12 protein-coding genes and 1 tRNA gene are annotated in these 14890 nt (G+C 46.3%); 4 read left to right on the top strand and 9 right to left on the bottom strand.

Going from position 1 to position 14890, the window contains the following annotated elements:
- Window positions 1–63: 63 nt before the first annotated feature.
- The 9 genes from AM1_RS19250 to AM1_RS19205 all read right to left on the bottom strand — a co-directional run bounded on the left by AM1_RS19250 (window position 64) and on the right by AM1_RS19205 (window position 10337).
- Window positions 64–1494 carry a phage terminase large subunit family protein gene (locus tag AM1_RS19250; RefSeq protein ID WP_012164568.1) on the bottom strand — a complete coding sequence of 477 codons (1431 nt, stop codon included), beginning with the start codon at window positions 1492–1494 and terminating at the stop codon, window positions 64–66.
- A gap of 11 nt (window positions 1495–1505) precedes the next feature.
- On the bottom strand, window positions 1506–2060 hold the full coding sequence (locus tag AM1_RS19245; RefSeq protein WP_148215775.1) for a hypothetical protein: 555 nt from the start codon (window positions 2058–2060) through the stop codon (window positions 1506–1508).
- A complete protein-coding gene (locus AM1_RS19240; RefSeq protein ID WP_012164566.1) occupies window positions 2053–2490 on the bottom strand; it encodes a hypothetical protein in 438 nt (145 codons plus the stop codon). Before AM1_RS19240 ends, AM1_RS19245 begins: the two co-directional genes overlap by 8 nt.
- A 410-nt stretch (window positions 2491–2900) precedes the next feature.
- Window positions 2901–3413 (bottom strand): RuvC family protein, encoded by a 513-nt coding sequence (locus tag AM1_RS19235; protein ID WP_012164565.1) that lies wholly within the window; start codon window positions 3411–3413, stop codon window positions 2901–2903.
- Window positions 3414–3615: 202 nt separating this feature from the next.
- Window positions 3616–6675: a hypothetical protein gene (locus tag AM1_RS19230; protein WP_012164564.1), complete on the bottom strand. Its 3060-nt coding sequence runs from the start codon at window positions 6673–6675 to the stop codon at window positions 3616–3618.
- Between the two features lie 74 nt (window positions 6676–6749).
- Complete coding sequence (locus AM1_RS19225; RefSeq protein ID WP_148215774.1) at window positions 6750–7328, bottom strand: hypothetical protein; 579 nt, start codon at window positions 7326–7328, stop codon at window positions 6750–6752.
- A gap of 709 nt (window positions 7329–8037) precedes the next feature.
- Window positions 8038–8925, bottom strand: a complete 888-nt coding sequence (locus AM1_RS19215; protein ID WP_012164561.1) for a hypothetical protein — start codon at window positions 8923–8925, stop codon at window positions 8038–8040.
- A 44-nt stretch (window positions 8926–8969) separates the two neighbouring features.
- Window positions 8970–10010, bottom strand: coding sequence for a tyrosine-type recombinase/integrase (locus AM1_RS19210; RefSeq protein WP_238549015.1), 1041 nt, complete (start codon window positions 10008–10010; stop codon window positions 8970–8972).
- 254 nt (window positions 10011–10264) lie between these two features.
- Window positions 10265–10337: transfer RNA gene (locus AM1_RS19205), tRNA-Val, on the bottom strand.
- Between the two features lie 106 nt (window positions 10338–10443).
- Here AM1_RS19205 and AM1_RS19200 point away from each other — a divergent pair.
- The 4 genes from AM1_RS19200 to AM1_RS19185 all read left to right on the top strand — a co-directional run bounded on the left by AM1_RS19200 (window position 10444) and on the right by AM1_RS19185 (window position 14183).
- Window positions 10444–10959 carry a metal-binding protein gene (locus AM1_RS19200; protein ID WP_012164559.1) on the top strand — a complete coding sequence of 172 codons (516 nt, stop codon included), beginning with the start codon at window positions 10444–10446 and terminating at the stop codon, window positions 10957–10959.
- A 105-nt stretch (window positions 10960–11064) separates the two neighbouring features.
- On the top strand, window positions 11065–12273 hold the full coding sequence (mazG, locus tag AM1_RS19195; protein ID WP_238549014.1) for a nucleoside triphosphate pyrophosphohydrolase: 1209 nt from the start codon (window positions 11065–11067) through the stop codon (window positions 12271–12273).
- Between the two features lie 39 nt (window positions 12274–12312).
- The gene (locus AM1_RS19190; RefSeq protein WP_012164557.1) at window positions 12313–12690 is read left to right on the top strand and encodes an Npun_F0494 family protein; all 378 of its coding nucleotides are present in this window, start codon (window positions 12313–12315) and stop codon (window positions 12688–12690) included.
- Complete coding sequence (locus AM1_RS19185) at window positions 12690–14183, top strand: cobyric acid synthase (protein ID WP_012164556.1); 1494 nt, start codon at window positions 12690–12692, stop codon at window positions 14181–14183. Before AM1_RS19190 ends, AM1_RS19185 begins: the two co-directional genes overlap by 1 nt.
- The last annotated feature ends 707 nt before the right edge of the window (window positions 14184–14890 follow it).

The following is a 14890-nucleotide window of genomic DNA, read 5'->3' as shown; positions in this document are numbered from 1 at the left end:
TGAGCCCACTACTAATCCCCATTCCCTAGCCTGTGTTTACACCTCACAAGGCTAAAGATGTCTCTATCGTCTCGCCCCATAGTTCGCAGCCTTTAGCGCCAGAGCCAAAGCCATCACCGTATCATCATGTGAACCCTCAGCAGCCTCTAGCTTGTCCTCAACCCTTCTGAATGACAGCAATTCCTGCTCAAGGGGTGAACCAGCAGGATAGCTGATATGTCCTCTCTCTAATGCCAGCTGCAACCGTCCGATCAGAGCGCCCTTAGAGTTTGCTGTGGTGTTGAAACGTTCTATCACAGAGCCATAGCGGGATTCAAGAGACTCATAGACAAATTGGCCTAGTCCATTCGTCTCAACGGTGACCTTGATTGGGTTTGAAGCCTTGATAAACTCATCAATTCGACCCATGTGGACCTCTAGAGTGCCTGTGCGTTTTCTGTAGAGCTTAGACACTGTAAAGGTTTCGCCTGTCTTCTTCAGAAAGACAGAACAAAAATAATCAGCACCACTACCAGCAGGATCAACGCCCACATAGTAGAGTTCATCTTCAGTAAACTGGGGCTCATATTCACCTGTGGCTGCTGCCCTCACTACAGCAAAGCTGAAGACTACTGATGAGGATTCAGTAAGCGATAAGTCATATTCTTGGGCAATCTGAGCTTTGGGTAAGCTGAGGGATTTCTCAAGGTCTTCAAGATAGCTTGGGTTATCTCCATAGACGGATTTCCAGTGAATAGCGATCGCAATATTGCCGTCTTCTCTTTGCCATTTGTTGACCGGTGGCAATTCACCTGATCTAATTCTCTCAATGTCTGAAACGCAGTTGTCAAAGCCGTTCAAGGTATCGAAGAAATGGCCGCTAGCACCATTGGGTGTTGAACATAAGATTATTCGGGCATCACTACCAACTTGGCTCATAGCAGGTGTTGCAGCTGACAAACTTAGCTTAAGGTTTGTCTGGAATGCCGCTTCATCAAACAATATCCCAGAGACTGAATCAATTCCACGAACGGCATCAACGGCAGCACTCCTAAAATGCAGAGTCCCACCACCAGAAATCTCTAGCTTTAACAACGAGTCGGTTGAAAAATCCACCAGTCCAGCAGTTGAAGCCATTTCTCGCATTCTGCTGGCTAACAATGATGAGTCTGACTGGGTACGGCTGATGATGACTCCCACCCAGGCGCTATTTTGCCAAGCTTTGTAGAGAAACCAACTACAGCACAATTGGCTTAGACCAAGCTGCCGACCTTTGATGATGACTGAGAGTTTAGGGCTATCAGATAAAGATTGTGGTTCTTCTATCCAATCAACTACATCCTTCTGCCAATCCCAGAGTATAAATTGCTTGAGACTACCTCCGCTCTTTATCCAATGAGTCTCACAAAACTCAGTGAAGAATACATTTTCTCTGAGTACAGATTGTTTTACTTTACGTTGGGCTAAGACCCGCTCAATCCTGTCTAACCTGGATTCTAGGCTATGTCTCGCCATTAGAGTCCCCTTTAGTCAAGACTTCGAATCAGCTCTTGTATTCGACTTCCATTGTGCCTGGCAAAAGATTTTGGAATACTCGAAAAAATGGGGGTCGGCTTTAGAGAGAGAGCAAGATTGGGAACATAAACCAGCCCCAGGCAGAAGGCTTTTACTGAGGGATGATCGTATTGGCCTTGCTCAACGCGCTCAATGACTCTATTAACCCCTTGCCGAGTCTCTATGCAGTTGGTCTGCTTTAGACGAGAGTAAGCTGACTGAGCTTCAACAATTTTGGTGGTTGTTCTGTAATAGGTTGGGCGACCAAATAACTGATATCGAGTCTGGCCAATTTTGTTTGTGATAATTGCTTTGACGTCATACTCAGTAATGGCTGTCTCAATGTTTGCCTCTTGGATTTCCTTACAGGCTTCAATGGCAACAGCCTGCTTGGTGCCCCTAGGCCAGTGTTTATCAGGATTGAGTTCTATTCTTTCGCCATTAAGCAAATAGATTGGCTGAGTTTTCCAGATAATTCCTGCGTTCTCTTTCTGGTCTGAAAAGATCGATGCAATGTGATTAATCATCTGTGCCATCTTGTTTAGTGAAATCGTTTGCTGGATCATCTAGTCCAAGGGCTGCTTCAATCTGTTTCAACCGCTGGTCGATCTCGCTTTGTCTTGAGAACTTCAAAACGTTACTGAGTAAGCATTCAGCGGCTCTCAGTCTAACGGGTGTGTCTCGTGATTTCAGTTCACCCGTGGTGATGTCCCGAATGGTTTTGACTGCTAACTCATTCTGCATCACCAATGAATCGAGTAAATCTCGCCACTGTCTAGCCTTAGCTGTTTCTAGGGCTCTGTTGAACAGCTCAGAGTTTGCAAGCCAGTCGTAATAAGTGGACCTGTGGATCTTTGCAACTTCAGCAGCTTCACCCACTGTTGATCCAGTCAACCTTGCACCCAGAAAAATCTTCTGTTGCTCTGATAAGCCCTCTAAACAATCAATATCCGACATTTTTCGAGTTTTCCAACAATTATTTATAGCCTAGCGAAAATCACAAATTGATTCGCCCATAGGCAGAATGGGGGGCAGTTAGTGGGACATGAATCATACCAAATCCGATTTATATACACCCGATATATTAAAGTGCTAAAAACTTGTATAAGCGTTAGTAGACAGCATAATCATTTCGGGGTTTAATGAGTCAGATTTGGTATCAGTCCCATTAAGAAAGCACGGACACTTGGCTGGTCATCATTATCTTGTTCTTGAGTCTTTTGAGTGTCCTTAGCAGTCCAATTTTGAGGCAGAAAACCGTCACCCCATTTGTGGATAATCTGGTGCTTCTCTGTTGTCGATACGGTCTAGTGTTCGCTCTAACCGGGCTATTTTGCCTTGTCTAACAGACGGTGTAAATCTCTTTCTCATACCGCTTTCTCCTGTGATTCAATGCCTAGGAACTCTCTGATGCCAAACTTAAGCAAGCACAAGGCATCAGCAACACCGTCATGAGGCTTCCTGCATCCTGGTTGTATCAGTTCAATATCAGGGAATGCTCGTCTGCAGTAGGCAATAGCGGCATCCTTATCCTTGGTGGTCCCAGCTAATACAACTCTCTTCCAACGTTGCGGGGTTACCAATTCGACTGGGATTTGCAGGGCTGCACAGATACCCAACAAACCACCATAGCCAGAGCCAAATTTAAATGTTGAGGCAACACCCTGTTTTGGCATTGCGCCCACTTTCTCAACGATGGCTAACTGAGGTTGTGCAGCTTCAACCCAGGTTGCAAGGGTGACCAGGTCTAAATCTTTACCAGAGGTGGGTAGGGGTTTAGCTATAGTTGCTTGGTGGTTCTGAAAGGCAATCCCACCTTTTAGGCCAGGGTCTATTGCAATCAGTGATTGGTGTAAAGTGCTTTTTCGTTGTGAATTCATTGGCGAGTGTTTTCTATTATTTCGTTTGCGTTTAGATCTCGTTGATTTTGGTTTGAGTGCTGTTGGTGCAGGTTTCAGAATCTCAGTAAGTACCCATCGCTTTGTGCCATCTTCAAATTCCAGTAAGGTATGCAATGGCATCAAAAATGCTGGTGGTAGGACTTCACTGACTTGGCCACTTGGGGTGATCAGCTCTCGTTTACTAGGCGGAATCCTGAACCCCCTTAATGTGGTCTAAGGGCCATAAGGTTAGGTCGTCTTTCCCGCTAGGCAATTTAACTTTGACACCTGCAGGTTTTATTGAGGTGATCTCATAGACTCGTCCGTCTGCCCTCTGACCTTTGGCGAAAACTATCCGATCACCGACTTCGTAAGGCAGCTCTTCAAGGTTTCTTTGTGAAGATGTCTTTTTTTCTTGTTTTCCAAGACCATACGGTGACGATAATTTATTGTCATTATCGTCACCCTTAGCTAAAACGCTTGCTGTGCTCGGGTTAGTGGGGTGACTATATTCTTTTGCAGTATCGTCACCTATCGCTGCCTTGTCGTTACCTGTAACCCGCAGCTCTTGTTGAGTATGCGTTTGAGCCTTATAGGTCTTATCGTCATCTTTCAGGCATTTATCGTCACCTTTTCGGTCACCCGAATTTTCTTGATATATATGGGCTTCAGCGATTGGTGACGATAATGACGATATTTCAACGCGACCGTAGGGATCGGAGGAGGAAGTTTTTGGTGGGTTGTCACCAATCTTGAGGATTTCGACACCTTTGGCTTTTTTTGTTCGCCAAACCTCTGTGGCTAATCCTGCTGAGCCAAGATCTGGGGCTAATCGGTTGATGGCTCTAGATAGCCCTCTAGTCGTCTGGGGGTAAGTTTTTGACCAAGGCTGGTCCGTATCCCTGGCAAACGCCTTCAAGTCTGAGAAAAATTTTGCCCAGGGCGCAGTGTACAGATCACCAGACCATTTGTCCATAAAATCTAAAAGTAGCTCGGCAAATGGCGAAGAATGCAGAACGGCCTCTTGAGCCTGCTGCCGGTTAGCTTTGAAGACTCGCTCGAACGTCCCATCAGTAAGCTTTAGGGGCTTTTCTGAAGCCATGCAGAACAACCCAAAATCAGCCATCCTGGGTAACCATTCAGATTGAACATTGGGTAAGTTTGCGATTATCCCGCTTAAAAGACTCATCAACGCACCTAAAATTCCGGGTGCCGACTCAGCGTGGGATTCGTCCAGCTCTTGCTTGGTTTTGCGCTGATCATCCGAGATTTTTGGCAGAGGAACCACCAGCGTTCGGTCTGCTAAATCATCTCGAGCTACAACATGATCAATCGCTGTTATAGCCTGTGGTCGAGTAAATTCGACAATTGTCTCGTCCATTGTTGTAAACAGAGTGCGAGTGGAGTAACCGAACCCCGTTGCAACTTGGCAGATTATGTCACTGGCATTTGGGCTGATGCTGGAGACGTTGTCATAGACCAAGAACCAACGGCGGCGGCCCGCCACCCCCATGGCTTGTCGATCGGTTTTTAGGCCAATCAATGGGGCTTTGGATGGGTCGATGAAGCTCTTAAGTTGTTCAGCTTTGGTCGATTTAGCGCTACCTCTCGGTGCTGTCAAGAACAGCACTGGGTAAGTTTTTTCGGGTACATAACAGAACAGAGTGAACCAGAGCAACAAGAGCCAGACCTGCTCATTTTCCTGTCCACTCAGCCCCATCAAGTCTCGAAGCTCTGAGATATCTCCGCCTGCTTCTGGGGTAGGCAATGACAATGTGCCGGGGGGACGCAAGAACCTTACTGGGGGCCGATCTACAATCCGCCAACCTCGCGAATCGACCTCTATCGCCTGCCATTTCTCGTTGCATAAATCTATATAGATTGTGCCGCCAAGTTTCGCTGTTCTAATCCAGACCTTGCGTTCAACTCCATCAAAAACCCCCATAGAAATAACGGTATTGAGGGCGGACTTCATTACCTCGCTGCTGGGCGATTGCTCATGTTCTTTGTATAAAGCATGGGTAAGCCACCTAGAAAATTCTCGCCCCTCTACAGGGTAGGTATGCCGACATCCATTGACTTCAACATCCGCATAGACTTGCTCCTCAGCGTCATGAAAAAGCTCACATCTGGATTTAACAATCGAAACTAGAACATCAGTAACCTCAGAGTTATCTAGGCGATCGCTCTTGTCGCTTTGACCATCCTGAGCACCATGAATCGGACTGTCTATACCCCTGGCTAACCTGTTTAGTTCAGTAATCTTGGGCTTGCACTTTTCTGGTAAAGCCAGGACGGGGGCTAAGGTTAAAGTCCCATTCGCACCAAAGGCGTTAACTAACTCCGACAAAGTTGCGTCACGGCATTGATTAGCTATCACCGTTGAATGGCTATCACTAAACCCCTTGGACACCAGAAACAGCTTGACATCCAGTAATGTTTTTATCCAGTCTGCAGCGCTTTGACTGTTTTTCAATACCATCATTTCAAATGCAATCTGGTCTGCGCTTGGATTAGCATCTGCCCATTCATCAACGCCCTTGATCGCGGTGTCAGGGCTAACAGGTAAACTACCCACCTTTATCTCTAGCGTGACCGCAGTCCTGACGGTCGCTCTGGCAACATTGCTATTGGTGACCCAGTCAGCGTCACATAAATAGGTATCATAATCCCTTGCTGTATGCTCGGCACCTCCGATCACATCGATAATCTGATCGTTTTTTACGATCCATACCCCATCGGCGTGATCACATCGGACACCCATTATGGCTAGCTTGATGCAGCCAATTAGGTCCTCAGTTAACACAGTCTTGGCCATACTTTTGGGCTTTGGTTTGTCTGGATTAAGAACCTGGTAAGGGCTATAGACCATGGGATAGGTAGCCCCAATTCTATTTAGATGCTCCGATGTCTGGCGAAGATATTTCGATAGCCTTATTTCCCTTGGCTCCCTGCCTTCTTTTTTAGCTCTAAGAACTTCTATTTTTTTAAGTTCTTCAGCATGGTGCTTGCGAACTGATTCGTCAGGGTATAAGGGTTTCGCGATGTATTTACCTGCCTTGCCTGTACCATCAATAGGTACTAAGATCGCGCCTGTCGATGGGATGTGTGCCTTTGAGAAGCCTAGTGTCACGCCCTCCTCTCGAGTAGTGTGTTTTATTCCTAGTCGAGCTTGTGAATCACTGTCAATGCCACGACCCTCAAGGTATTGCAGGGCCAGCTTTTGGTTATCGTTAATAGTTGCCGTTAGTTGTTTTTTCATGGGGAAATAGGTGTAGATAATGCCAAAGATTCTTTCGCCTCTCGGCTGTTCAAAAGCTCCTAGCTTTTGATTGGTTAGGCTGCACGATCGCCGAATTGAACTACATTGCCTCGCTTAAGCGCTGAGACCACAATTCCTGAAGTGGCTAGCCAGCGAGAACCTGACAGCTCAACGTCAGAAGCGACCGTTTCAAGGCTTGTCACCCAGCTAGGGACCTGTTCCAACGCCATAGCAAAAATTTCGAGATTGGCATCGTCGAGAAACATCCACCAACTCTCCTGGCAATGAAATTCTTGGATGCCCAAATACCGCTGGATACTGCTACCAGGTATACCCCAAAGCAACTGACAGATGGCGTGGTAGAGCCTCACAAAAGACGGCATCCCCTGCGTTAGGTATTGAATCGGCAAGCTATTGAAGTGGTCTTTTATTCGTTCCCTTTCTTCCTTAACCCTTTGCCTAAGCACCGGATGTGGCTGAGGGGTAACTAGAGGTTTGAGCTGGTCTTTGTGGTTGATGTGAAAGAGAGTTAGGTTGAGAGGCAAGCCATTTCCTCGTTGCAAGTAATCAAAGAAGGCGGGTGCTAATGTTCCACTAATTTGAGCTGAACTCTTACCTCTTTCACCTCGTATGATCAGCTGTTCATGACCCACAAATTTTGGGTCACAAGTGCCTAATTTTTGCTCAAACCTTGATAGTGCTACCTCGTCTTTCAGGCGCTTTGATCTAAAAAATGCTTCGGATGACTTTTTAAGGACTCCATAACAATTGATTAGCTCAATTACAGGCCTGGTAGCCAAATAGTAATCTGGGTCATATCTCAAAATCTTGAGCAAATCTCGTCTTAATCGTTTAACATCTAATTTAGTAATATTCTTCATCTCGCCCCCTCATGCCGCATCTTGGCTACTTAAGGGGGTTTTTAGCGACTTGAGGTATCGCTCAACAAGCCTGTTGTGGTTGGGTCCGGGACCGTGGATAAGATAATCTTGGACAAGTCTCCAGTTCCAGAAAATCTTCCTTCCCCCTGGGAATTGCCACCAATAGATAGGGCTTGACAAAATCTTTTGAAGCTCTGCTCTTTGGGTCTTTCTAATATCAAGGCGTTTTTCTAAGACTGAACCACCTATTGATGGCCATTCGTATACACTTTTCTTAGACATGAAAAATCCTCCAATGGATTTGGATTGTGTGACATGCCGGTAGTGGCGACTTTGGCGAGCTGGCACTACCGGATAACAATTTTTTTGACCGTAATCCTTTTGGCTCTGGTGAGACCTTAGGACTTATAAATCCTATTTAAGCGAGTCCATCAGCAAATGGTTGCAGATTTTCTGCAATCGAAATAACAAAATTCGTAGTCTACTGATTTTGGTATGCGATGAAGCAGGATTTGCATATAAAATCTTTGTTCACTTGTCTCCGTGCCCCCTGGCAAGAATCTGAGTAAGTGTCACGATATCGGTAGGATTGACATGTTCTGGGGCTCCCATCAAAAGCCACTTTCCAACCATTGTTGGATTTCCGGCGCTTCCCATTGTTTCTCACTCTCAAGCAATCATCTTTGCACTCATCGCAAAACTCAGGTATACCACGCCCTTTTCCTCGCTCGAAAACTTGATATTTCCCACAATTCTTACAAATGCTCGGGCACAACTCACCTGTAACGGCAGATTCAGATCTGGATAAGCGTGACAACCGCTTCTGCACGTCAAAGATTTCTTGGAATAATCTCTTGACGTCTTGATTGGCCTCTGCCTTTTTATTTGCCTTAATCATGCAAGCATAATTAGATCTCAGGCACTCTCCATATAAGGGGAATAAATCTATATCGATGAAGACCTTTGGTGGTGGTCCTATGGGTGGAGGAAAACCTACTTTCTCAAGGTCCAAATGAGAGATCGAATCATAGACTTGTTTTTCAGTTCTCAGCTGAGTCGGTATAACCGAATGAAAATATTGAAGATTAAGTTCTCTGAGATAAAACTCATCAAAAGGGAATTCAACAATTTTGGCCAGTGAGCAAAAAAGATCAGCCTTCTTGCGTTCTAGAGGCTTCTTTAGAGCTTCCCCCAACTCGTCAAGAGATAAGTTATGTATCACCATAAAACTTTCCCTCGACTCTTCATCAGGAAGGATTCTTACAATCTGATCAAATGCTGATTTATGTGGAACTAGGTAATTAAAGCCGTTGTAAGGCCAATACAAAAGTTTCAGTACAAATTTCTGCTGGGTAATATTGCTATCCATGAGGTCAACTCAATTAATCCACGTCTAAGTTAGAACGACCAGTATTAGGCACGAGGGTTGGTTATTGTGCCTGAAAACTCCACAAATACGCTTTGGGGCTTGATTACATGAGCGTAAGTATCCAGAAGTACACGCTTATTGTGTCCAGATTGCTCAGCAACGCTGACAGGATCAGCGCCATTAGCCAAAGCATGAGAAATAGCTGTATGTCTCATTACATATGGCCTTCGATAATCAATGTGACATTGATCAAGAATTGTTTTCCAAGCTCTTTCACGAAAGTTGCGTTCACAAATCGGTAGCCCCTTCGGACTGGGAAAAACTAAATCATACTTATCAGGCTGTAGCTCTTGGCATCTGCGCTGGAGCATAACCTGGATGCTACTCGACAAAACTATAGTCCTTGCTTTCCCGGTTTTAGTGCTCTTTCGCTGTCCTTTGCTCATGGATTCTCCAATCCAAGCCGTCTGAAAGTCTGAGCCAAAATGATTCCATTGCAATGCAATAGCTTCACCCGGTCGAGTAGCTACCCCAAATAAAAAATAAACAAAATCAGCGTAATGAGAATAATGGCGGTGATGCTTAAATGCTTCTAGAATTGCTATTATCTCCACCGTAGTGAATGGCTTTTGCCTTTGGCTTGGCTGAACTTTAATTGAAGCTGTTAATCCTATCCAAGGATTATCCCCCACCAGGTGTTGGCATTCTTTAGCCCACTCCCAACAACTCTTCATCATCCATAATCGCTCTTTGACAGTCCTCTCAATACAGCGTTCGAGCATTACAGCTTTAAGGTTCTCAGTGTCTTTTCGCGAAACATCATGAGCAGGCTTATTCAGCCATTGCTTTAGAAGCGTGGCAATTGGAGCATATCGTGTTTCTACAGACCGGGCGGAGATTAAACCCTCGTTGTGTTTGTACCTGGTGAACTTCTCAAACAGTTCAAAACAGCTTAGGCCGGAATGACCAATAGTTTTGGGTCTATACTTATTCTTTGAAATATCGTACTGACCACATCTCATATCTCCTTCTATCTGTCTAGCAATGCCATTGGCATAAACAATATTCTCTCTAGTATGTTCCAATCCAAGATTTAGACTTGTACGTTGACCCCCAGGTTGTGTCCACCTGAGTCTAATCATCCCTCGATCATCGGTGACCTGGACTTTATCTCTACTATTTCTTCTCACGGGCTAATCCTTCCGGCCACTTCTTCCGGCCACTTGTAGGAACTAACCAGCTTTAACGGACATGAATTTGATGTGGAGATTCACATAAAACAAACCTGAAAGCTAGTTATAAAAGCCTTCAAGCCTCACCAGAATAGTTTTACAGCCAATGGGCGATGACGGGCTCGAACCGCCGACATCTTCGGTGTAAACGAAGCGCTCTACCAACTGAGCTAATCGCCCTTACGATTGAAGCAATCGAAAATGTATTGTAGCAGACTGTTGCCAGGTTTACCCACAAATCCAACAAATCCAGCATAATGGATGCAACTTTGCTCCGTTTTCTCTTATGCCCTCCGGTCGCACCCATGATCAAATCACCTTAGGGATGCTTCCTGGTATTGCTATCGTTGCCCTAGTGTTAAGTCGGAGTGCAAGCCTGACCCTCAGTCTCAGTGGTGCCTTTCTATTCAGTGGGTTGATGTTTGGCCCGGATCTCGATATCTACTCCATCCAATACAAACGGTGGGGATGGCTGCGAGTCATTTGGCTACCCTACCGCAAGGTATTACACCATCGATCCTGGCTATCTCATGGCCCCATTATTGGCACGATACTAAGATTGGTTTACCTAGGCGTCTGGCTCGGGTTGGGGGCCATGCTAGCAGGACTCTTGCTCTCCCAAGTTTGGGGCGTTCCTGTGAATCGTCAACAACTCTTGCAACAGGCAAAGCTGTATAGCCAGCAATATCTGCCCGAAGGGCTAGCTATTTTACTCGGACTAGAAATAGGAGCTATGAGCCATTCTTTTAGTGATGGCCTTGGATCGCTATGCAAGTCAACATTAAAACGGCTCAAACTGTAATGTTTTCACCTTCGTTGTCAGTAATCTTTATCACTTCGCTTGAATTACTGGCTATATAACTGGTAAATAACGCATCATATGGTTAGCCCTCACAATTGTGATGCCATGCCTAGTCCCGAAACTCCCGCCAGATTGCAAATCGTCACGGCAGCCAGTGTCTTGACTGAGGGCGTCCAGCTCCACGTTCCCATACTAATTACTCAGGTTGAGTCTGCCTCGATGATGCGGACGTTACATGCAGCCCTGCAAGCCGCGTTCCCTTTAGATTATCCCGTCAGTATTGTGGGCGAGCTAACGGCTGAAGAGCCGCAACTGTCGCAAACAACCCTAGGGAAAATTGGAGAGAAGAAGGGCATTTCCTACCCAGCCAATGTGTACTTGCCTGCCCAGGTCTCTGCAGTGACGATCGCCGTTCAGCAGCTGGTGGAAGTAGTGGCTAAGTTAAGGTCCCCCGATGGAGGCTGCCCCTGGGATCTAGAGCAAACCCCCCAAAGTCTCACTCCCTACATTATTGAAGAAGCTTACGAAACTATCGACGCCATTCAGTCCGGCAGTACAGAGGCCATTGCCGAAGAGTTAGGCGATTTACTTTTGCAGGTGGTTCTACAAGCCCAAATTGCTTGCGAGCAAGACCAGTTTAGTTTGGAAGAAATTGCCCAAGGCATTACCAAAAAGCTGATTCGTCGCCATCCCCATGTCTTCGCGGATGTGGAAGCCAACAGCATTGAGGAAGTGCGGGCCAATTGGGAAGAGATCAAAGCTGCCGAAAAAGGTGAATCGGCTGATCAATCCCAGGCGTTGAGTGACAAGATGCAGCGATATACCCGTAGCTTGCCGCCTTTAATGGCAGGGTTAAAACTGTCCGAAAAGGCAGCTGCCGCTGGACTAGAATGGCAAGATCTTAATGATGTTTGGACGAAGTTCTACGAGGAACTGGCTGAATTTCAGGAATCTTTGCTGCAAAGCGATACAGAACATCAGCTCTCGGAGTTGGGGGATCTCTTCTTTACCCTGGTAAATGTGGCGCGGTGGTGCCAGCTCGATCCCACCTCTGCTCTGCGAAGTACGAATAAGAAACTGATTGATCGCATCGCTAATATTGAGTCTCAAACAACCAAGCCTCTGGCAGAGCATTCTTTTGAAGAATTGGAAGCTTTATGGCAAGCCGCCAAGCAGCAGCTCGATTCAACGGGAGCAGCAACGGAACAAGACGATACCACGGCTCTGCCGGAAGGGTTACCTACAGCTTTCGTTGCCCCAGAAACTAGCGAACCGGCTACTGACCCAGCGAATCCTGAATTATCTTCTACCTAATTCGGATTACAGTTAAGGTATAGTCTGTCCGCTCTATTCATGCATTATCCCCGTTCTACCATTAACCGCGCTGTCCGGGCTGTGGCTTGCAGTCCTTTTACGATTCATTTATTGACAACGATGCGATCGCAAAGTGTATCCCTACAAGACATGTGCGATCTCAGTGGCGTTACCGCAGGTTATACCCAAACAGCCCTCTCTGAACGGCAAGCCGAAGATACCTTACTGTGGCTGATCCAGGTGGGGCTTCTACGTCGAGAAGTCGATGGTCAGGGCCTGACAGACAGTTTTCGCCTCACGCCCTTGGGCCGCCAGTTAATTGATCAATGGCAGCATCAGGGTAAAGATATTCCAAAGCCTTCCCTTTCAGACCGATTCCAAAACCTTTGTCAGCGCTGGGTCCGCATCCCCGTTTAATGGGCGCCATTATGGTGGTCGGAACCACCTCCCATGCTGGGAAATCGATCATGGCAGCGGTGATCTGCCGAATGCTCAAGCGCAAGGGCTATCAAGTTACCCCTTTTAAAGGGCAAAATATGGCCCTCAATGCCTACGTCACCAATGCTGGGGATGAAATTGGCCATGCCCAAGCTGTTCAAGCCTGGGCTGCCGGTCTCGAACCTCGGGTAGAAATGAACCCCATTTTGCTGAAACCCCAGGGAGATATGACCTCCCAGGTAATCCTCAATGGCAAAGCCGTCGGTCGAACCCAGGCGGCCGATTACTACCGGGATTATTTTGATCGGGGTTGGCAGGCCATTACAACCGCATTAGTCACCCTCCAGCAAGAATTTGATTGGATTGTTTGCGAAGGAGCCGGTAGTCCTGCTGAGATTAACCTCAAACATCGTGATCTCACGAATATGCGGGTTGCCAAACATCTTAATGCCCCCACCTTATTAGTCGCAGATATTGATCGAGGCGGTGTGTTTGCTCATATTGTCGGCACCTTAGAACTGCTGGACCCCGACGAACGCGCCCTAATTAAAGGATTTGTGATTAATAAATTTCGTGGACAGCGATCGCTGCTGGAATCCGGTATTACCTGGCTGGAAGAGCGAACTGGTATTCCCGTGGTGGGCGTAATTCCCTGGCTAGAGCATTCTTTGCCAGCCGAAGACTCCTTAGATCTCTTTGAACGACGTCGAACCAAACCCAATGCCGAGGTAACCATTGCAGTTATCCGTCTACCTCGCATCTCAAATTTCACGGATTTTGATCCACTGGAAGCTGAACCCTCAGTGCGTTTACAGTTTGTTGGCCCAAATCAACCCTTAGGCCAGCCCGATGCCGTCATTGTGCCAGGGTCTAAAACCACTATTTCAGACCTACAGCAGCTCCAGGTCTCAAGTATGGCGGATCAACTTCGTGCCTATAGCCAAGCAGGAGGCATGGTCTTAGGGATCTGTGGGGGCTTGCAAATGTTGGGTCAAACCATCTCAGATCCAATGGGCACCGAAGGCCCACCCGGTGAATTTGCCGGGCTAGGGCTACTCCCCCTCCAGACCACTATGTCTGGGGACAAGATTACTCGTCAGCGTCAAGCTCAAATCACGTTGCCATCCGACTGTTCCGCTTTAGGCGAAGATGCGAGAACGATACAAGGCTATGAAATTCATCAAGGTCAAACCCAAGTGTTACAACCAGAAGCAGTGCAAGCATGGTTTGATGATCCAGCGTTAGGCGTAGTGAGTTGTAACCATCGCATCTTAGGAACCTATTTACACGGAATCTTTAACAATGGGCCATGGCGACGCGTGTGGTTGAATCAGTTGCGAGCCCAGAAAAATTTGCTTCCTCTCCCCCTTGCAATTCCAAATTATAAAGTCTATCGAGACCATATGCTGGACCAAGTCACCGATGCCATCGCCCCCTACCTCAATCTTCAACCTTTCCTAGGAAAGGCCTAGATCAGCCTCGTATGCTGCTGTTCTCCTCGTTCTTGACTACTGATAGGGCAAGACATGAAGGCTATCCGCTCATCCAAGATGGAAACCATCCAATTCACTAGGGTCAGACTCTACTCCCTGGAGCACTTTCAACATAGTAGACAGTCCCACAATGTATCCGATTCTCGACAGTATTAATATCTATCATTGGGACAGTTATACTCAGTCATCATGTATTGGAGTCACCCTATTCATTTAATTCTTCTATATTTTTATTGGTGATCACTATTTTTTGAATTGGTGTTCAAAAATATACAGATTCAAATCATAAATAAAACATGTTTGTATACAAGCTCTAGCCATACTGTTAGAGAGTCAGACAGTTTTCATCTGTCTCGCCAGATGAGTAACGCTTTAGGCCTCTCTCATAAACTTGTTCCTTCTTTATCCCTCAAGTTGGAACGGTTTGCTCCGCTACAAACGAGTTCGATGCCATCAGCGAAGACTCCCTAAACTGAAGAACCGTCTCTAGATCCGTACATTCCTTGTTGCGGACCGATCGAGCAGCGTGATTGTATCTCAGAAATTCAGTATTTTCTGGGATGACACGGCATGGTGCATTTGCTATTCACCTTTAGGAAAGTTATTTATTAACCTCAATAAAATCAGTATTTTCTATGATTTGAAAATCATAAATATTGAGCATACTAAGAGTAGTTGCAACAAAA

The sequence above is a fragment of the Acaryochloris marina MBIC11017 genome (assembly GCF_000018105.1).
GTDB lineage: Bacteria > Cyanobacteriota > Cyanobacteriia > Thermosynechococcales > Thermosynechococcaceae > Acaryochloris > Acaryochloris marina.
Note: the sequence above shows the minus strand (reverse complement) of the source record. Positions and strands in the feature narration are given on the sequence as shown.